The sequence below is a fragment of the Achromobacter sp. SIMBA_011 genome, from assembly GCF_046535435.1.
Taxonomy (GTDB): Bacteria; Pseudomonadota; Gammaproteobacteria; order Burkholderiales; family Burkholderiaceae_B; genus Achromobacter; species Achromobacter dolens.
This window is the reverse complement of sequence record NZ_JAWRWN010000001.1, coordinates 482004-501932: the sequence shown is the minus strand read 5'-3', so window position 1 is coordinate 501932 and position 19929 is coordinate 482004. Positions and strand designations below refer to the sequence as shown.

The window sequence follows — 19929 nt, the reverse complement described above, 5'->3', positions numbered from 1 at the left end:
TTTCTTTTGACGTTTCGATCGGCTATTAAGTCATAACGACGTTACTGATAGCCGTTTCGACGCTTTGGCATCTACAAATCGACAGCGCCCGCGCATAGGATGAGGCCAACCCATCCCCCTCTATGCAGGAGCCGCACCATGTCCCCCTCCCCCAAGCCCATCCTCCTCCTGGGCGCCGGCAAGATCGGTTTCGCCATCGCCCTGATGCTCGAGCGCAGCGGCGACTATTCGGTCCTGGTGGCCGACCAGGATCCGGCGCGGCTGCGCGCTGTCGCGGAACTGGGTTGCGAGACGCGCCAGATCAGCGACGACGCCTCGCTGGCCCGCTGCCTCGAGGGCCGCTACGCGGTCGTCAACGCCCTGCCGTTCCATCGCGCCATCGCGGTCGCGCAACTGTGCAGTCAGGCCGGCGTGCACTATTTCGACCTGACCGAAGATGTCGCCAGCACCCATGCCATCCAGGCGCTGGCCGGCGACGCCCGCGCGGTGCTGATGCCGCAATGCGGCCTGGCGCCGGGCTTCATCGGCATCGTCGGCCATGCGCTGGCGCGGCGCTTCGACACCTTGCTGGACCTGCGCATGCGCGTGGGCGCGTTGCCGCGCTACCCGTCCAACAGTCTGCGCTACAACCTGACCTGGAGCACGGAAGGGTTGATCAATGAATACTGCAATCCGTGCGAGGCCATCGTCGACGGCCAACTCACCAGCGTGCCTGCGCTTGAAGGCTACGAGACCTTCGCGCTCGACGGGGTCGAGTACGAGGCCTTCAACACTTCGGGCGGCCTGGGCACGTTGCCCGCGACCCTGCTGGGACGCGCCCGCAACGTGGACTACAAGTCGGTGCGCTACCCCGGGCACTGCAACCTGATGAAGCTGCTGCTGAACGATCTGCGCCTGCGCGATCGCCGCGACCTGCTCAAGGATATCTTCGAGACCGCGATTCCCACCACCGAACAGGACGTCATCGTCATCCAGGCGCAGGCCTCGGGTCACCGCCACGGCCGGCTGGAAGAAGAGTCCTACCCCATACGCGTGTTCGGCGCCGACGTCGACGGCCACCGGCTCAGCGCCATCCAGTTATCGACGGCGGCAGGCATCTGCGCGGCGCTGGATCTCGTCGCCCAGGGGGTGCTGCCGCAGCGCGGCTTCGTGGGCCAGGAACAGATCTCGCTCGAGGCTCTGCTGGCCAACCGCTTTGGCCGCGTTTATGCCGGCAAGCCGCTGGCCCTGGCCGGCGCCGTGACCGAAGACCGCTGAGCCTGGCGGCACGCCGCGGCGCGCGCGGCTTCATCGCGCAGCGGGCCGGTCATAGGCCCGCGCGGGTCCGCGCCGCGGCGTTCAGGTCCACCCTTCCAGGCGCAGCGTCGCCCGCACCAGGCGTTGCTCTTCCTGTTCGATCTCGGCCAGGTTCTGCCGCACGCTGTCGACGTGATCGGCCGCGGCGCGGCGCGCCTGCTCCGGCTGGCGGCCGATCACGGCGTTGAAGAGCCGCGCGTGCTGCTTGTCGATCTGGCGCTTTTCGGGCTCGCGGTGGTAAAGGTTGTTCACACAGGCGAACACCGAACCGAGCATCAGGTCGTTGAGCGACTGCAGCGTGTGCACCAGTACCGGGTTGTGCGAGGCCTCGCAGATCGCCAGGTGAAAGGCGTGGTCCAGGTGCGCGTGCGTGGCGGTATCCGCGGCCTGCGTGTTGACCATGTCGTCGTAGCGACGGCGGATCATGATGAAGTCGGCCTCGGTGCCGCGCAACGCCGCCAGCCGCGCCGAATCCGCCTCCAGCAGCGAGCGCACTTCCAGCAGGTCATACAGGGTGCGCGGCTGCGAATTGAACAGATGCATCAGCGGCCCCGCGTCCACCTTGGAAATGCGGGCCACGAACGAGCCTTTGCCCTGCGAGGTATGGATGATCTCGCGCGCGCGCAGCAGCTTGAGCCCTTCGCGCAGCGCGGTGCGAGACACGCCCAGTTTTTCCGTCAGGCGCCGTTCCGATGGCAAGGCCTGGCCCGCTTTCAGGACGCCGTCCAGGATCAGGCGCTCGATGCGCTCGGCCACCTCGTCCGCCACCTGGCGGGGTTTCGCTTCAGTTTCCGCATGCATTGCGTTTTCCGGACCAGTGGTATGACCATGCCACAGCCATCATTGATCCGTCGCTCCCGGCTTTTGTAAGTTACTGATATAGAACCATAAAAAAACGATGTTTGCCGAACCGCCGCCAAATAAACTGGTATGACCAGCGGTTTTTGATATGGACTTTGGGTCAGGTGCGAACGATGATGTCAGGACCGATTCGCCCGGCGCCCGCGCCGCCCAGACCTACTACCGTCAGAGATCCGCATGACTCAACGCACCCAGCACCACGGCCTGCAAGTGGCGGCCAATCTCAGCCAGTTCATCGAAAAGGAAGCGTTGCCCGGCTCCGGGCTGGACGTCGACGCGTTCTGGAAGGGATTCTCGGCCCTGGTGCATGACCTGGCGCCCAAGAACCGCGCCCTGCTGGCCGAACGCGACCGCCTGCAGGCCGAACTCGACGCCTGGCATCGCGCCCATCCTGGCCCGATCGTCGATCCGGCCGCATACCGCCAGTTCCTGGAAGGCATCGGTTACCTGCTGCCGCAGCCGGCTTCCGTGCGCGCCACCACCGACAATGTCGATACCGAAATCTCGCAGCAAGCCGGCCCGCAATTGGTCGTGCCGATGTCCAATTCGCGCTACGCGCTGAACGCGGCCAACGCGCGCTGGGGCAGCCTGTACGACGCGCTCTACGGCACCGACGCGATTCCCGCCACGCCGGGCGACAACGGCGCCGGCTACAACCCCGAGCGCGGCCGCGCGGTCATCGCCCGCGCTCGCCAGTTCCTCGACACCGCCGCGCCATTGGCACAAGGCTCGCACGCGGAGGCCCGCGGCTACTCGGTCGAGAACGGCCAGTTGAAGATTGCGCTGTCGAACGGCGCCACCACGCTCAAGACGCCGAGCCAGTTCACCGGCTACCAGGGCGACGCCGGCGCGCCCACGGCCATCCTGCTCAAGAACCACGGCCTGCATTTCGAAATCCAGATCGATCGCGCCCACAGCATCGGCGCCACCGACGCCGCCGGCGTCAAGGATGTGTTGGTTGAGGCCGCGCTGACCACCATCATGGACTGCGAGGACTCGGTCGCCGCGGTCGACGCCGAAGACAAGGTCCACATCTATCGCAACTGGCTGGGCCTGATGAAGGGCGACCTGACCGAGGAGGTCACCAAAGGCGGCAAGACCTTCACCCGCAAGCTCAACGCCGATCGCCAGTACACGCGTCCTGACGGTTCGGCGCTGACGCTGCATGGCCGCTCGCTGATGTTCGTGCGCAACGTCGGCCACCTCATGACCAACCCGGCGGTGCTGGACCGCGACGGCCAGGAGATCCCCGAGGGCATCCTCGACGCCGTGGTCACCAGCCTGGCGGCGCTGCAGGATCGCGAGCGCAGGCTCAATTCGCGCACCGGCTCGGTCTACATCGTCAAGCCCAAGATGCACGGCCCGGTCGAGGCCGCGTTCGCCAGCGAGCTGTTCGATCGCGTCGAGGACCTGCTGGGCCTGCCGCGCAACACCCTGAAAATGGGCATCATGGATGAAGAGCGCCGCACCAGCATCAATCTGAAGGCCTGCATCCAGGCTGCGGCGTCGCGCGTGGCGTTCATCAACACCGGCTTCCTCGACCGCACCGGCGACGAGATGCATTCCAGCATGGAAGCCGGCCCCATGCTGCGCAAGGGCGACATGAAGTCCACCGCCTGGATCACCGCCTACGAGCGCAACAACGTGCTGGTCGGCCTGGACGCCGGCCTGCGCGGCCGCGCGCAGATCGGCAAGGGCATGTGGGCCATGCCCGACCTGATGGCCGCCATGCTCGAACAGAAGATCGCCCATCCCAAGGCCGGCGCCAATACCGCCTGGGTGCCGTCGCCCACGGCCGCCACGCTGCACGCGCTGCACTACCACCAGGTGGACGTGCAGGCGGTCCAGCAGGAACTGGAACGCACCAGGCTCGACAGCGTGCGCGACGAACTGCTGGCCGGCCTGCTGACGGTGCCGGTGGGCGACCGCGCCAAATGGTCCGCCGCCGACATCCAGCAGGAACTGGACAACAACGTGCAGGGCATCCTGGGCTACGTGGTCCGCTGGATCGACCAGGGCGTGGGCTGCTCCAAGGTGCCAGACATCCACAACGTCGGCCTGATGGAAGACCGCGCCACGCTGCGTATTTCGAGCCAGCACATCGCCAACTGGCTGCGCCACGGGGTGACCAACCGGGAGCAGGTCATGGAGACTTTCCAGCGCATGGCCAAGGTGGTGGACGGCCAGAACGCCGGCGATCCCCATTACCTGCCGATGGCCGGCAATTTCGATGGCTCGCTGGCGTTCAAGGCGGCGTGCGCGCTGGTCTTCGAAGGCCTGACCCAGCCCAACGGCTACACCGAGCCGTTGCTGCACAAGTTCCGCCTGGAATTCAAGGCCGCGCAGGCCTGAGTCGAGCGCCCCACCGGGCGCAACACCCGAACGGCGGGCAGCCCAGGCTGCCCGCTTTTTTTGGCGCCGCCCCGACCCGGCGCGATAAACGCGCATTTTTCGCACAGTCGTGCTAAATTCGCGCCATGACTGCCAAGACCGAAAAAAGCGAGCTGACCTTCGCGGCCATCGTGGACGCGGCCCTCGACATGGCCGCCGCCCAGGGGCTGGAGAGCCTGTCGCTCGGTCAGTTGGCCAAGCGCCTGGGCATCAGCAAGAGCGGCGTTTTCTCGCGGGTGGGATCGCGCGAGGCCCTGCAGCAGGCCGTGCTCGAGGAATACGACCGCCGTTTCGTGGCGGCCGTCTTCACGCCCGCCATGGCCCAACCCCGCGGCCTGCCGCGGCTGAACGCGCTCGTCACGCTATGGATCGATCGCGCCTGCAATGTCGAGTTGCTGACCGGCTGCATCTACGTGGCGGGCGCTTTCGAGTTCGACGACGTCGAGTCGCCCTTGCGGGCGGTGCTGGAAGAGCGCCTCAAGCGCTGGCGCGCCACCATGGTGCGCACGGTCGGCCAGGCGTTGGAAGAAGGCCACTTGCGGCCGGACACCGATCCGGAACAACTGGTGTTCGAGGTATACAGCCTGATGATCGGGCTGATGCATGACGCCCGTTTCCTGCGCGATCCACGCGCCCGTGAACGGGTGCGGGACGCCTACGAGCGGCTGATTTCCACATATCGCAGCTTCAAGTACATCGCGTAGCCGTTGCAACGGACGCCGGCATGGGCCGGCATTTTTTCGGCTAATTTCGCACGATCGTGCGATTTTTAAAAGGGGAACGAAGTCATGGTCTTATACATCGGTGGGGCCGTCTTCATTGCGGCGCTGGCGCGTCTCTGGCTGATGTGGCGCGCCCTCCTGCGTCAGTTACCGGACCAGCCGCAGCATCTGGTGCTGTTCTAGGCGCGCCCATCGGCGGGCTGGCCGGCTTGCGGGGCGGACCGGCGCGTGGCGCTCGCCCGCGGCGCGCATCCCGGTCTATATTTCACCTTCACTCCCCGTCACTGCCCCATGTCGCGCTCCGTTCACCTACTGATCATCGATCCGCAGAACGATTTCTGCGACCTCCCCGCGCAATACCTGCCCGTCGATCCGCTGACGGGCCAGGCAGTCGCGCCCGCACTGCCTGTGCCGGGCGCACATGCCGACATGCAACGGCTGGCGCGCTTCATCGATGCCACCGCGCCCGCGCTGTCGGCCATCACCGTCACGCTGGATTCGCACCATCGGCTCGACATCGCCCATCCGACCTTCTGGCGTAGCGGCGATGGCCGGCCGGTGGCGCCCTTCACCCCCATCACCGCCGGCCAGGTGCGCTCGGGCGCCTTCGAGCCCCGCCACGTCGACGACCTGCCGCGGACACTGTCGTATCTGGATGAATTGGAGGCGCGCGGCCGCTACACGCTGATGGTCTGGCCGGTGCACTGCGAGATCGGCACGTGGGGCCACAACATCCATCCGGACGTGCGCGCCGCCTATGGCCGCTGGGAGGACGAACGCCAATACATCGTGCGCAAGGTTCCCAAGGGCGCCAATCCGTGGACCGAGCACTACAGCGCACTGATGGCCGAGGTGCCGGATGCCGACGACCCGCGCAGCCAGCTCAACCGCAAGCTGCTCGATTCGCTGGACCGTTCCGACCTCATCATCGTCGCGGGCGTGGCCGGCAGCCATTGCGTCAAGGCCACGGTCGAACACATCGCCGAGCACCTGCCCGGCGGCAACCTGTCGCGCGTGGTGCTGCTGACCGACTGCATCAGCCCGGTCACGGGCTTCGCGGATGCGCAATCCGGGTTCCTGCAGCGCATGCGCGACCTCGGCATGCAGGCGCGCAGCAGCGTGGACATGGCGCGCGCTCTGGCTTGAGGCCGGCGACGCCGCAAGCCGCGGCGATCAAATGACAACGGCCGCACGCGTGCGCGTTGCGGCCGTGTGGCGATGGCAAAGCCGGTGAATCAGGCGGCGGGCTTGTCCTGGCACTCGACGTACAGGGCGCTGATCGCCTCGCACAGGGCCGGCGGCGCCTGGAACAGGCGTGCAACCAGCATGCAGCCCTGCACCGTGGCGAAGACCGCCCGGCCGGCCGCTTCAGCGGTGCCCGAGAATTTCAGGGTGCCTTCTTGGGCGCCTTGCGCCAATACCCGGGTCAACCAGGCTTCGTGCGCACGGAAGAATCCCTGCAGCGCGCCGCGTACGCGGTCGGGCAGGCTCATCATTTCGGCGGCCAGCATGCCGCCCAGGCACAGTTCGCCGTGGCCGCAGGCCTTCGACTCCATCATCGACAGATAGGCGTCGAGTTGGGCGTGGGCCGGCTGCGCGGTGTCGATGCTGCGCACCGACGCCAGGGCGCGGGCGCTGTAGGCTTCAACGGCCTCGTAGAGCAGGTCGTCCTTGCCAGGAAAGTAGTAGTGGATGCTGGACGTCTTCACGCCCACATGCTCGGCCAGATCGCGATAACTGAAGCCGTTGCAACCGCGGGTACGGATCAGCTTCTCGGCGTGGGCCAGGAGCTGGTCGCGGGTGGTGTTGGGGGTCGGAGTGTCCATGGCTGAATATTACCTACTAATAGGTCGGTTCGTCATCGGCGGTATCCCTAGGCGCAGATCCGATGCAACCGTGCGAACCCCGGCCGGGAATGATCCCGCCCCCCGAGGTTCGCAGTGGCCGTCATCGAACTCAGCCTTGCACGGGCGGGTAGTCCAGCTCGCCGCTTTCGGTCAGGCCTTGGGCGCGGGCGGCGGCCAGCTCCTGCTTCACCTGGGCGCGGCTCTTGTCGCCCGCGCTGGCGAAGGCGGTGGCGGCGTAGCCTTCTTCACCGCTGGCCAGTTCGCCGTTGGCACGGGCGGCGGCCAGTTCTTGCTGCACCTGGACTCGGGTCACCGTGCTTTGGGTGTCCGCGGCGGGCGGATAGTCCAGCTCACCGGCGTGGGCGGCGCCCAGGAACGAGGCGGTGAGAATCAGGGCGGACACGAGGGTCTTCATGGTGGATCTCCGGAAAAAGGATTGGGTACTACAGTTCGGAAAAGCTATCTATGTATAGATAGGCATGTGGTCGAAAAAGATCAGCCTTGAACGGGCGGGTAATCCAGTTCGCCGCTGTCGGTCAGGCCTTGAGCACGGGCGGCGGCCAGTTCCTGCTTCACCTGGGCACGGCTCTTGTCACCGGCGCTGGCGAACGTAGTCGCGGCATAGCCTTCTTCGGTCGTCGCCAGTTCACCGTTGGCGCGGGCGGCAGCCAGTTCTTGCTGCACCTGGGCGCGCGTCACCGTGCTTTGGGTGTTCAGGGCGGGCGGGTAGTCCAGTTCGCCGGCTTGGGCGGCGCCGATGAAGGAAGCGGACAGGATCAGGGCGGATACGAGGGTCTTCATGATGATCTCCAGATAACGATGATGAGGATGTTTCGTTTAAACTATCTACTTATAGGTAGACAACACGGCAAATAAAAAAGGGGTGCTACTGTATTTCTGGTTTGGGGCGGCGCGGCGGTGTTGCTGGGTGCTGCGTCGATGGATGAATCTTACCTACTACTAGATAGATAGCGCAAGAGGCTTTTATGAAACTAAATATTTCATTCTGCCTAGCTGCGCTTTTTCTCCTCATGCCCTCCTAGGCCCTCTCTTCCCCTTCGGCCGCTCCGTCACCGTGGCATGCCTCGCGGGTGCCCCAGCCCCAGATGGGGAACATCAAGCCGCTGCAGCGAGGTCGGAATGCGCCCTTTCGCCCCCTTGTTGAAAAGCTGTGGAAAAGCCCCGAATCACGGTGCACAAGCTGTGTTATATGCTGTGTGCAGCCTGGAGCCGGCAAGCCCCCTCTGTTGCCTGCAGATCGAGTCTACGCGCGGCTTGCATGCCGGTGGCGAAGTCCGGATCCGAAATCCTGCGGGTTGATCTGCCGTCACGCCGGCCCGGGCAGGCAAGGGACCTGTCTGGCAGACCCTGTGAACAAACGGTGGACAAGGCCCGAAAACCAGTGGGCAAGCTGTTGAAATGCTGTGTACAGCCTGTGGATAGATAGCGAGATTTCCCTGGAAAAACAGCGGTTTCCCACAGCAGCGCGGCCGTGGCGGCGCCCAAACGGCACAAAGCCCGGCAAGCGCAAGGCTTGCCGGGCTTTGTTCGTGAACCGCCGCGGAAGACGCGATCAGAACGGAATATCGTCGTCCATGTCGGCCAGGTTGGCGCCGCCGCCGGCGGGCGCTGCCTGGGGCGCGGGACGCTGCTGCGGCGCCGGGCGCTGTGCCGGGGCGCGCTGCTGCGGCTGGCGCGCGGGCGCGTCGTCGTAGCCGCCGCCACCGCCGTAGCTGCCGCCACCGCCGCCGCCGTCTTCGCGGCCGCCCAGCATCTGCATCTGGTCGGCCACGATTTCGGTGCTGTAGCGGTCAGCGCCAGTGTCCTTGTCCTGCCACTTGCGAGTCTTCAGGCGGCCCTCGATGTAGACCGAGCGGCCCTTCTTCAGGTATTCGCCGGCGATTTCGGCCAGGCGGTTGTACATGACCACGCGGTGCCATTCGGTTTCTTCGCGGCGCTCGCCCGATGCCTTGTCCTTCCAGGTGGAGGTGGTGGCGATGGACATGTTGCAGATTGCGGCCCCGTCGGGGCTGTAGCGGACTTCCGGGTCGCGACCCAGGTTGCCCACGAGAATGACTTTGTTAACCGATGCCATGCCGTTGTCCCTCTGTTGTTGACAGCCTGTGCCACGCGTTGCCGCGAGCGCGCCGGCAACAACATAAATAGCGATGTTGAAGACCGGCTTCATGAAACTCGCCGGTCATCGCAGCGATGACCGGCGACGCCGGTGAAGCCCTAATTTGCCTTCTATTATCGACGAAAAGCGTCTGGCGCGCCAAACCCGATTGGTGACAAAGCCATCCGTCCAGGGAAACGATTTCACCGCTGTTGGACACCGTTGGCGGCGCGATCCGCGACTTTCGCCGACCGCGGTCTTCTAGGCCAGCGGCTTGAGCGCCCACGTCACGGCCAGCCAGACGGCGGCCAGCACCGCGGCGCCGACGAACACCGCACCGGGGCCGGAATGCGAGGCGATCCAGCCGCCCAATGCGCCGCCGGTGAACAGGCCTGCGGCCTGGGCAGTGTTGTAGAAGCCCAGCGCCAGGCCCTTGTAGGCCTGCGGCGCCACCCGAGACACCAGCGAAGGCTGCAGCGCCTCCAGTACGTTGAAGGCCACGAAGAAGCCGGTCAGCGCCGCCGCCAGGGTGTAAAAGCCGTGGCTGGCCGCCGGCAGCAGCGCGCACACCAACACCAGGCCGGCCACGGCGGCGCGCAAGGCGCCCCGGTGGGCGCGGCGCTTTTCCGCCACGAACACCACCGGCACCATCAGCACGAACGACACCAGGATCACAGGCAGATACACCTTCCAGAGCTCACGCGCATCCAGGCCGCCAACTTTGGCCAGCAACGCCGGCACCACGACGAACAGCGACACCTGGATCAGGTGCAGCACGAACACGCCGAAATTCAGCCGCAGCAGGTCGGCATGGGTCAGCACCTGGCGCGGACTGGCGGCCTGCATGCTGCGGGCCTGCGTACGCGGCACCACCGGCACCACCCAGCGCGCCACCGCCAGGCACACCACGCCCAGACAGGCGATGGTCCAGAACAGGCCCGACAACCCCCACCAGCCCACCAGCAGCGGCGACAGCACCAGCGACGCGGCGAACGACAGGCCGATCGAGCCGCCCACCATGGCCATTGCGCGGGTGCGCACCTCGTCACGGGTGGCGTCGGCCAGCCAGGCGGTCACGGCGGCCGAAATGGCCCCGGCCCCCTGGATGGCGCGACCGATGGTGATCCAGAACACGTCGTCGGCCTGCGCGCAGACCACGCTGCCCGCCACGAACAGCAGCAGGCCGAACAGCACCACCGGCCGGCGGCCCCAGCGGTCCGACGCCAGCCCGAAGGGAATTTGCATGAACGCCTGGGTCAGGCCGTACATACCCAGCGCCAGGCCGACGCGGGCGGGGTCATCCCCCCCGGGCAGGCCGCGGGCGGCCACGGCGAACACCGGCAGCAACAGGAACAACCCCAGCATCCGCGCGGCGAACAAACCGGCCAGCGCCACGCTGGCACGGCGCTCGGAAGGGGTCAATTTCAGTTTCGTGTCTGCCGGCATGCGGAATTTTCAACGATGACGAGGGCCGTTCGCGCGTGAATGTCATGCGCTGGCGGTCTGATCTATGGCCTGGGGACTCGGCGCGCTATAGTACCAAGTTGGCCTTTGCAACCGCTTAAAAGAGCCCGATAGACGTGACCATACGCATTCGGGGTGCCCGCACCCACAATCTCAAGAACGTCTCGCTGGATCTGCCGCGCCACAAACTGGTGGTGGTTACCGGCCTGTCCGGCTCGGGCAAGTCCTCGCTGGCATTCGATACGCTCTACGCGGAGGGGCAGCGGCGCTACGTCGAAAGCCTGTCCGCCTACGCGCGCCAGTTCCTGCAGTTGATGGACAAGCCCGACGTCGACCTGATCGAGGGCCTGTCGCCGGCCATCTCGATCGAGCAGAAGGCGGCGGGCCACAACCCCCGCTCCACGGTCGGCACCATCACCGAGATCCACGACTACCTGCGCCTCTTGTACGCGCGGGTCGGCACGCCCTATTGTCCGGACCACGGCCTGCCGCTGCAGGCGCAGAGCGTCAGCCAGATGGTGGACGCGGTGCTGTCCTGGCCGGCCGACACCCGGCTGGCGGTGCTGGCCCCGATCGCGCGCGGCAAGAAAGGCAGCTTCGAGGACGAATGCGCCAGCCTGCAGGCACAGGGCTACGTGCGCCTGCGCGTGGACGGCCAGATGGTCGAAATCGACGGCATGGCGCCGCTGAAGAAAACCGAGAAGCACGACATCGACGTGGTCATCGACCGCCTGCGCATCAAGCCCGAAAGCAAGCAGCGCCTGGCCGAGAGCTTCGAGACCGCGCTGCAACTGGCCGACGGCCGCGCGCTGGCGCTGGACATGGACGGCGCCCGTGAACAGGTCTTCTCCAGCCGCTACGCCTGCCCGGTGTGCAGCCACAGCCTGCCGGAACTGGAACCGCGCCTGTTCAGCTTCAACAACCCGATGGGCGCCTGCCCCAGTTGCGACGGCATCGGCCAGGTGGGGTTTTTCGATCCCAAGCGCGTGGTCGCCTTCCCCGAGCTGAGCCTGGCGGCCGGCGCCATCCGCGGCTGGGACCGCCGCAACGCCTTCACCCATTCGCTGCTGACCAGCCTGGCGGCGCACTACGAATTCGACATCGAGGCGCCCTTCGAGGACCTGCCCGAGGCGCTGCGCGACAAAGTGCTTTACGGCTCGGGCGACGAGGAAATCTCGTTCCTGTACCTGAATGAAAAAGGCCGCAGCACCGTCAAGCGCCACACCTTCGAAGGCGTGATTCCGAACCTGGAACGCCGCTGGCGCGAGACCGATTCGGCCACCGTGCGCGAGGAATTGGGCAAGTACCGCAACATCAAGACCTGCCCCGACTGCTGCGGATCGCGCCTGCGGCCGGAAGCGCGCAATGTGCTGATCGGCCAGGATCCGCGCGGCGGCGAGCGCCACGGCCAGGCCATCTATGAAGTCGAAGCGATGCCGCTTTCGACCTGCCTGGCGTGGTTCCGCGACCTCACCCTGACCGGATCCAAGCAGGAGATCGCGCAGCGCATCGTGCGCGAGATCGAGGCGCGCCTGAGCTTCCTGAACAACGTCGGCCTGAACTACCTGTCGCTGGACCGCAGCGCCGACACCATCTCCGGCGGCGAGGCCCAGCGCATCCGCCTGGCCAGCCAGATCGGCTCGGGCCTGACCGGCGTGATGTACGTGCTGGACGAGCCCTCCATCGGCCTGCACCAGCGCGACAACGATCGCCTCATCGGCACGCTGCAGCACCTGCGCGACCTGGGCAACAGCGTCATCGTGGTCGAGCACGACGAGGACATGATCCGCATGGCCGACTGGGTCGTGGACATGGGCCCGGGCGCGGGCGAGCACGGCGGCGAAGTGGTGGCGCAGGGCGATCCCGAGACCGTGCAGCGCGACCCGAATTCGCTCACCGGCCAGTACCTGAGCGGCCAACGCGCCATCGCCATCCCGCAGCGCCGCCCCGTCACGGACGATCTGCCCTGGCTGACCCTCACCGGCGCCACCGGCAACAACCTCAAGAACGTCGACCTGCGCCTGCCTGCCGGCCGCCTGATCTGCGTCACCGGCGTGTCCGGTTCGGGCAAGTCGACCCTGGTCAACGACACGCTGGCGGTGGCGGTGTCGCGCCAACTGCATCACGCCCAGAGCGAACCCGCCCCCTACACCGCGATGCAGGGCCTGGAGAACTTCGACAAGATCATCAGCGTCGACCAGAGCCCGATCGGCCGTACGCCGCGCAGCAACCCGGCCACCTACACCGGCCTGTTCACCCCGATCCGCGAACTGTTCGCGGGCGTGCCCGAGGCCCGCACCCGCGGCTACGATCCCGGCCGCTTCAGCTTCAACGTCAAGGGCGGCCGCTGCGAGGCCTGCCAGGGCGACGGCGTGGTCAAGGTCGAGATGCACTTCCTGCCCGACATGTACGTGCCCTGCGACGTCTGCCACGGCAAGCGCTACAACCGCGAAACGCTCGAGATCCGCTACCGCGGCCGCAACATCAGCGAAGTGCTGGACCTGACCGTCGAGCAGGCGCTGGAGTATTTCGAATCGGTGCCGGCGATCGCGCGCAAGCTGCACACGCTGATCGATGTCGGCCTGTCGTACATCCGGCTGGGCCAGAGCGCCACCACGCTGTCGGGCGGCGAAGCGCAGCGCGTGAAGCTGTCGCAGGAACTGTCGCGCCGCAGCACCGGCCGCACGCTGTACATTCTGGACGAGCCCACCACCGGCCTGCATTTCCGCGACATCGAACTGCTGCTGCAGGTGCTCAACCAGTTGGTGGACAGCGGCAACACCGTGCTCATCATCGAGCACAACCTGGACGTCATCAAGACCGCGGACTGGCTCGTCGACATGGGCCCCGAAGGCGGCGACGGCGGCGGCCGGGTCGTGGCGCAAGGCACGCCGGAAGACGTGGCGGCGGCGCCGGAAAGCCACACCGGACACTATCTCGGCAAACTGCTGCGCCGCACGCCCGGCGGCTGAACGGCGCGGCGCAATCAGGGCCTGTCACTAAGGGGAATCGGCATGTACACCTTGATCATCGGCAACAAGAACTACTCGTCGTGGTCGCTGCGGCCATGGCTCGCGCTGCGCGCCACCGGCGTCGCTTTCACCGAACAGAAGCTTGGCCTGTTCACCGAGGCGTTCGCCCGCCACCTGGAAACGCTCACGCCCGCCGGACTGGTGCCGGTGCTGCTGGATGGCGACCTGGCGGTCTGGGACTCGCTGGCGATCTGCGAATACGTGGCTGAACAGCATCCCGAGGCCCGCCTGTGGCCGCAGGACGCCCGCGCCCGGGCCCGCGCCCGTTCGCTGGCGGCGCAGATGCACAGCGGCTTCGGCGCGCTGCGCCAGGCGCTGCCGATGAACATCGAGGCGCACCTGCCTGGCATCGACATCCCCGAGGCCGCGCGCCAGGAGATTTCGCGCATGCACGCCATCTGGCAGGACACGCGCGCGGAATTCGGCCAGGGCGGCCCGTTCCTGTTCGGCGCCTTCTCGATCGCCGATGCGTTCTTTGCCCCCGTGGTGTCGCGCTTCGTCACCTACGGCATCGCCGCGGCCGGCCCGGTGCGCGACTACATGGACGCGGTGCTGGCGCTGCCGGCGATGCAGGAATGGATGCGCGACGCGCGCGCCGAAGCCACCTTCGTCGAGGCCGACGAGCCCTACCGCAAGCATCGTTGATGCCGCAGGGCCGCGTCTCGCCACCTGAACCCGGCGCGGGTACCGCCCAGGACACATCAGCCTGAACGCCGCCTGGCGTCGGCGCCTAGCTCATGTCGAACAGGCGCCGGTGCTCGCGGATGGCGTAGCGGTCGGTCATGCCGGCGATGTAGTCGGCGATGGCGCGGGCCTGGTCGTTGAAGGCGGCGCGCCGATAGTCCGGCGGCAACAGGCGCGGATCGTCCAGGAACGCCGCGAACAGTTCGCGCACGATGCGCCGCGCCTTGGTGGTCATGCGCAACACGCGGTAGTGTCGGTAGAGATTGTCGAACAGGAACTTCTTGAGTTCGTCGGCTTCGCGCCGAATGTCGTCCGAAAATCCAGCCAGCGGCGGCGCGCGGCGCACGTCGTCGGCGCAGGCTGGCGCCACCTCGCGGATGCGCGCCAGCGACGTGCGCGTCAGGTCGCCGATCAGCGTATTTATCATGCGGCGGATGGTCTCGGCCACCGCGCGGCGCGACGCCAGTTCGGGATAACGCGCCAGCACCTCGGCATGATGACGCTGGAAGATGGACACGCCCTGCAATTGCTCCAGTGTGATCAGTCCCGAGCGCAGGCCGTCGTCGATGTCGTGGTTGTTGTAGGCCACTTCGTCGGCCAGGTTGGCGATCTGCGCCTCCAGCGACGGCTGGGTGCGCGCCAGGAAACGTTCGCCCACGGCGCCCAGTTGCCGCGCATGGGCCGCCGAGCAATGCTTGAGGATGCCCTCGCGGGTCTCGAAGCACAGGTTCAGGCCGTTGAAATCGGCATAGCGCTCTTCGAGCTCGTCGACCACCCGCAGGCTCTGCAGGTTGTGCTCGAAGCCGCCGGCCTCGGGCGCCAGCTCACGCATGCAGGCATTGAGTTCGTCCTGGCCGGCGTGACCGAACGGCGTGTGGCCCAGATCGTGCGCGAGCGAAATGGCTTCGGTCAGGTCTTCCGACAGCCCGAGGCTGCGCGCCAGGGTTCGCGCGATCTGCGCCACTTCCAGGCTGTGCGTCAGGCGCGTGCGGAACAGATCGCCTTCGTGGTTCACGAAGACCTGGGTCTTGTACTCCAGCCGCCGGAACGCGCCGGAATGGATGATGCGGTCGCGATCGCGCTGGAATTCCGTACGGTTTTCCGGTGCGGGTTCGGCATAGGCCCGGCCGCGCGATCGGGACGGGTCGGATGCATAGGAAGCCAGTTCTTTCATCTGCGACACCGTCTCTCCAGCATTCTTTATTGAGTGGTTCGGGCCAGTACGGCGCGCACGGCATCGGCCGGCGCCGCCCGCATCATCGCTTCGCCGATGCGGGTCATGAGCACGTAGCGGATCTCGCCGCCCTCGGTCTTCTTGTCGACCTGCATCAGGTCGAGCCAGCGATCGGCTCCCAGGTCGGGCGCAACCGCGGGACAGCCGATGGCCTCGACCAAGGCGCGCACGCGGGCCACGTCGGCGCGGGGGAAGCCTGCCACGTCCGCGGACAGTTCCGCCGCCTGCACCATGCCGCAGCCGACCGCCTCGCCGTGCAACCAGGCGCCATAGCCCAGGCCCGCCTCGATGGCGTGGCCGAAGGTGTGGCCCAGGTTCAGGATGGCGCGCAGGCCGGATTCGCGTTCGTCCTTGCCCACCACCTGCGCCTTCAGTTCGCACGAGCGGCGGATGGCGTAGGCGATGGCCTGCGGGTCCAGGCTGCGCAATTTCTGCGCATTCTGTTCGCACCAGGTCCAGAATTCCGGATCCAGGATCAGGCCGTACTTGATGACTTCGGCCAGGCCGGCCGACACTTCGCGCGCCGGCAGCGTGGCCAGCACGGCGGTGTCGATCTCGACCGCCAGCGGCTGGTAGAACGCGCCGATCATGTTCTTGCCGAGCGGATGGTTCACGGCCGTCTTGCCGCCGACCGACGAATCGACCTGGGCCAGCAGGGTCGTGGGCACCTGCACGAAACGCACACCGCGCATGTACACCGCGGCGGCGAAGCCGGTCATGTCGCCGATCACGCCGCCGCCCAGCGCCACCAGCACGCAGCGGCGGTCCAGGCGATTGCCCAGCAGCGCGTCGAAGATCAGGTTCAGGGACTGCCAGTCCTTGTACGACTCGCCGTCGGGCAGCTCGATGCGCAGCACCCGCTTGCCGGTGCGCGCCAGGGCGGCTTCGGCGCGTTCGCCATACAGCGCCGCCACGGTCGGGTTGGTCACCACCGCGATGGCGGTGGCGTCGGCGGGGATGCTTTCGTCCAGGGCATCCAGGCGCCCCGGCGCGATGCGGATAGGGTACTGTCCGCCCGGGGTGTCGACCTCAACAACGTTCATATCTGCTTCTCGAAGGCTTGTAATTGCGGCAGGAGCGCCTTGACCAGGGTGTGGATGGGCATGGAGCCGGTTTCCACCACCAGGTCGGCGACTTCCTTGTAGAGGGGCTCGCGCAGGGTCATCAGGTCGCGCAGCGTGCCGCGCGGATCGGCGGTGGCCAGCAGCGGCCGGTTGCGATCGCGGCAGGTGCGGCGGAACAATTCGTCCACACTGGCCCTCAAATAGACCACGATACCCCGCTCGCGCAGGCGCGCCCGGTTTTCGGCGGCCAGGATGGCGCCGCCACCGGTGGCGAGAATTATGTTGCGCCGTTGGGTACACTCTTCCAGGGCGGCGGATTCCCGGCGACGGAAACCGGCCTCACCCTCGATTTCGAAGATTACCGGCACCCGTACGCCGCAACGCGCCTCGAGCTCATGGTCCAGATCGATAAAATCGCGCCCCAGGGCACGCGCCAGGCCACGGCCGATGGTCGTCTTGCCCGCTCCCATCATCCCCACCAGGAAGATGGGCAGGTCGTGCGGCAACGACACGGCCTTGCCCAGGCACTCCGAGGCGCAGGGCTGGTTTTCGGGCGCCTCGCCGGAGGGCGCCAGGTCCGGGGCAGCCTCCGGACATGAGTGAGCGGAAAAGTTCATGACGGCATTATCACATCTGCCGCCAAGTTGCCCGCGCGCCACACTGAACTATCTTGTTACAGAAACCGATCCGCCACACTGAGGCGGGACCGGAGATACCCGTAAAATCGCCGCGATGAGCAAGCCGCAGAATTCCTCCAAAAAAGACAAGCCCGCCAATAACGGTTCCCCGATATTGCGTTTTTTCGTCAAGACCGGCATTTTCTTCGCCGGCCTGTTCCTGTGCGGCGTGCTGCTGGCGGGCATGGCGCTGGCGCTGGCCTGGCCCAACCTGCCGGACCTGAACGCCATGACGGACTACCGCCCGCGGGTGCCGCTGCGCGTCTACACGGCGGACAAGGTGCTCATCGGCGAATTCGGCGAAGAACGCCGCAACGTGCTGCGCTTCAATGAAATCCCGGACGTGATGAAGTCCGCGGTGCTGGCGGCCGAAGACGACCGCTTCTACCAGCACGGCGGGATCGACTGGACCGGCGTGGTGCGCGCCGGCCTGACCAACCTGATCAACATGTCCAAGACGCAGGGGGCCAGCACCATCACCATGCAGGTGGCGCGCAACTTCTACCTGTCGTCGGAAAAGACGTACTCGCGCAAGTTCTACGAACTGCTGCTGACGTTCAAGATCGAATCGGAGCTCACCAAGGACCAGATCCTCGAGCTCTACATGAACCAGATCTACCTGGGTCACCGCGCCTACGGCTTTGCGGCCGCCTCGCGCACCTACTTCGGCAAGCCGCTGTCGGAAGTGACCCCGGCCGAAGCCGCCATGCTGGCGGGCATCCCCAAGGCCCCGTCGCGCTTCAACCCGATCTCCAACCGCCCCCGCGCCGAGCTGCGCCAGCGCTACGTGCTGGGCCGCATGCTGTCGCTCGGCTACCTGACCGAGCCTGAATACAAGACGGCGATGGCGCAGCAGATCGTCATGAAGTCGGCCGAAGGCACGCCGGCCGGCGGCTACAGCATCCATGGCGAATACGTGGCCGAACTGGCGCGCCAACTGCTGTTCAACGTGTACCAGGACAACGTCTATTCGCGCGGCATCAACATCTACACCACGGTCCAGTCCAAGGACCAGGAAGCGGCCTACCGCGCCGTGCGCGAAGGCGTGCTGGAATACACCCGCCGCGCGCCCTACCCCGGCCCCGAGGAACAGCTCGACCTGCCCCCGGGCACCGAAAACAACCCGCAGGCCCTGGACGAATTCCTGGACGGCGTGTTCGACAAGTTCAGCGACAGCGGCGACCTGCTGACCGCGCTGGTGCTGTCGGCCAGCCCCACCGAAGTGAAGCTGGCGCGCAGCTCGCGCGAGATCATCACCGTCACCGACAAGAAGGTGCTGGGCGTGGTGGCGCGCGCGCTCAACGACAAGGCCAAGCCCGAGCAGCGCATCAAGCGCGGCTCGGTGGTCTACATCCGCAAGCTGGGCGACAACTGGGAAATCATCAACCTGCCGTCGGTGCAGGCGGCGTTCGTGGCGCTGTCGCCGCAGGACGGCGCGATCCGCGCCATGGTCGGCGGCTTCGACTTCTACCGCGGCAACTTCAACCGCGTGACGCAGGCCTGGCGCCAGCCCGGCTCGAACATCAAGCCGTTCATCTACGCCGCCTCGCTCGAGCGCGGCCTGACGCCGGCCACGCAGATCTCCGACCAGCCGTTCGAGCTGACCGCGGCGCAGACCGGCTCCAAGGCCTGGAACCCGAAGAACTACGGCAACCAGTACGAGCCCATGCTGACGCTGCGCCAGGGCCTGTACAAGTCCAAGAACATGGTCTCGATCCGCATCCTGCAGGCCATCGGTCCGCAGTACGCGCAGGACTACCTGACCCGCTTCGGTTTCGACAAGGCGCGCCAGCCCGCGGTGCTGCCGCTGGCGCTGGGCGCCGGCTCGGTGACCCCGCTGCAACTGGCCGGCGCGTTCTCGGTGTTCGCCAACGGCGGCTATCGCGTCACGCCCTACCTGATCGACCGCGTCACCGACAGCAGCGGCAAGATCGTGATGCAGGCCAAGCCCACCGTGGCCGGCGACGCCGCGGCCCGCGCCATCGACCCGCGCACCGCCTGGATCATGGACGACGTGCTGCGCGGCGTGGCCACCTACGGCACCGCTGCCCGCGCCCGCGTGCTGCTCAAGCGCAACGACATCGCTGGCAAGACCGGCACCACCAACGAATCCGTGGACGCCTGGTTCTCGGGCTACACGCCGTCGCTGGTGGCCACCGCCTGGCTCGGCTTCGACCAGCCCAAGTCGCTGGGTTCGCGCGAAACCGGCGGCGGCGTGGCCATGCCGATCTGGGTCGACTACATGCAGGACGTGCTCAAGGGCGTGCCGGAAGAAAAGCCGCGCCCCCGTCCCGACGGCATCATCGTCGAGAACGGCGAGTACTACTTCTCGGAATTCCCGCCCGGACAGGCGGTGGCCCGCCTGGGCCTACCGCAGGCGGATACGCTGGGCGAGTTCCTGAACGGCCTGAACAGCGACAGCGGCGAGGACAACCGCATCAAGGTGGCGCCTGGCGTGGGCACGCAAAGCGCCCAGCCGTGGTCGCAGAAGATCCCGTTCTGAATGGAATGAAAAAGGCCGGCGAATCGCCGGCCTTTTTT

The 19929-nt window shown here is 66.6% G+C and carries 16 protein-coding genes; 7 read left to right on the top strand and 9 right to left on the bottom strand.

Going from position 1 to position 19929, the window contains the following annotated elements; all coding sequences use genetic code 11:
* Positions 1-138: 138 nt before the first annotated feature.
* Positions 139-1257, top strand: coding sequence for a saccharopine dehydrogenase family protein (locus tag SB816_RS02350; protein WP_064523983.1), 1119 nt, complete (start codon positions 139-141; stop codon positions 1255-1257).
* Between the two features lie 81 nt (positions 1258-1338).
* Here SB816_RS02350 and glcC read toward each other — a convergent pair whose 3' ends face one another.
* Complete coding sequence (gene glcC / locus SB816_RS02345) at positions 1339-2097, bottom strand: transcriptional regulator GlcC (RefSeq protein ID WP_054430861.1); 759 nt, start codon at positions 2095-2097, stop codon at positions 1339-1341.
* 237 nt (positions 2098-2334) lie between these two features.
* Here glcC and SB816_RS02340 point away from each other — a divergent pair, with 237 nt between their 5' ends.
* The 3 genes from SB816_RS02340 to SB816_RS02330 all read left to right on the top strand — a co-directional run bounded on the left by SB816_RS02340 (position 2335) and on the right by SB816_RS02330 (position 6416).
* Positions 2335-4509, top strand: a complete 2175-nt coding sequence (locus SB816_RS02340; RefSeq protein ID WP_064523982.1) for a malate synthase G — start codon at positions 2335-2337, stop codon at positions 4507-4509.
* 125 nt (positions 4510-4634) lie between these two features.
* Positions 4635-5252: a TetR/AcrR family transcriptional regulator gene (locus SB816_RS02335; protein ID WP_064523978.1), complete on the top strand. Its 618-nt coding sequence runs from the start codon at positions 4635-4637 to the stop codon at positions 5250-5252.
* A 309-nt stretch (positions 5253-5561) separates the two neighbouring features.
* Positions 5562-6416, top strand: a complete 855-nt coding sequence (locus SB816_RS02330; protein ID WP_144656129.1) for an isochorismatase family protein — start codon at positions 5562-5564, stop codon at positions 6414-6416.
* 89 nt (positions 6417-6505) lie between these two features.
* Here the strand turns inward: SB816_RS02330 and SB816_RS02325 are convergent, their stop codons facing one another.
* The 5 genes from SB816_RS02325 to SB816_RS02305 form a co-directional block, all read right to left on the bottom strand.
* Entirely contained in the window at positions 6506-7096 is a 591-nt protein-coding gene (locus SB816_RS02325) for a TetR/AcrR family transcriptional regulator (RefSeq protein WP_064523974.1), read from the bottom strand.
* Between the two features lie 130 nt (positions 7097-7226).
* Complete coding sequence (locus SB816_RS02320) at positions 7227-7532, bottom strand: DUF4148 domain-containing protein (RefSeq protein ID WP_054500257.1); 306 nt, start codon at positions 7530-7532, stop codon at positions 7227-7229.
* Positions 7533-7612: 80 nt separating this feature from the next.
* A complete protein-coding gene (locus SB816_RS02315; RefSeq protein WP_054500256.1) occupies positions 7613-7918 on the bottom strand; it encodes a DUF4148 domain-containing protein in 306 nt (101 codons plus the stop codon).
* A 772-nt stretch (positions 7919-8690) separates the two neighbouring features.
* Entirely contained in the window at positions 8691-9212 is a 522-nt protein-coding gene (gene ssb, locus SB816_RS02310; RefSeq protein WP_026382027.1) for a single-stranded DNA-binding protein, read from the bottom strand.
* 282 nt (positions 9213-9494) lie between these two features.
* Positions 9495-10679, bottom strand: a complete 1185-nt coding sequence (locus tag SB816_RS02305) for an MFS transporter (protein WP_054500255.1) — start codon at positions 10677-10679, stop codon at positions 9495-9497.
* Positions 10680-10813: 134 nt separating this feature from the next.
* Between SB816_RS02305 and uvrA the strand changes: the two genes are divergently transcribed.
* Positions 10814-13669 (top strand): excinuclease ABC subunit UvrA, encoded by a 2856-nt coding sequence (gene uvrA / locus SB816_RS02300; protein ID WP_410546462.1) that lies wholly within the window; start codon positions 10814-10816, stop codon positions 13667-13669.
* A 42-nt stretch (positions 13670-13711) separates the two neighbouring features.
* The gene (locus SB816_RS02295) at positions 13712-14374 is read left to right on the top strand and encodes a glutathione S-transferase family protein (RefSeq protein WP_049077207.1); all 663 of its coding nucleotides are present in this window, start codon (positions 13712-13714) and stop codon (positions 14372-14374) included.
* Between the two features lie 85 nt (positions 14375-14459).
* Here the strand turns inward: SB816_RS02295 and SB816_RS02290 are convergent, their stop codons facing one another.
* Genes SB816_RS02290 through SB816_RS02280 form a run of 3 tightly spaced genes read right to left on the bottom strand, consistent with a single transcriptional unit; the run spans position 14460 to position 17328 of the window.
* The gene (locus SB816_RS02290) at positions 14460-15587 is read right to left on the bottom strand and encodes a deoxyguanosinetriphosphate triphosphohydrolase (protein WP_175167940.1); all 1128 of its coding nucleotides are present in this window, start codon (positions 15585-15587) and stop codon (positions 14460-14462) included.
* Positions 15588-15613: 26 nt separating this feature from the next.
* Positions 15614-16690 (bottom strand): 3-dehydroquinate synthase, encoded by a 1077-nt coding sequence (gene aroB, locus SB816_RS02285; protein WP_054500251.1) that lies wholly within the window; start codon positions 16688-16690, stop codon positions 15614-15616.
* Entirely contained in the window at positions 16687-17328 is a 642-nt protein-coding gene (locus SB816_RS02280; protein ID WP_054500250.1) for a shikimate kinase, read from the bottom strand. Before SB816_RS02280 ends, aroB begins: the two co-directional genes overlap by 4 nt.
* A gap of 115 nt (positions 17329-17443) precedes the next feature.
* Between SB816_RS02280 and SB816_RS02275 the strand changes: the two genes are divergently transcribed.
* A complete protein-coding gene (locus tag SB816_RS02275; RefSeq protein ID WP_049077212.1) occupies positions 17444-19891 on the top strand; it encodes a penicillin-binding protein 1A in 2448 nt (815 codons plus the stop codon).
* The last annotated feature ends 38 nt before the right edge of the window (positions 19892-19929 follow it).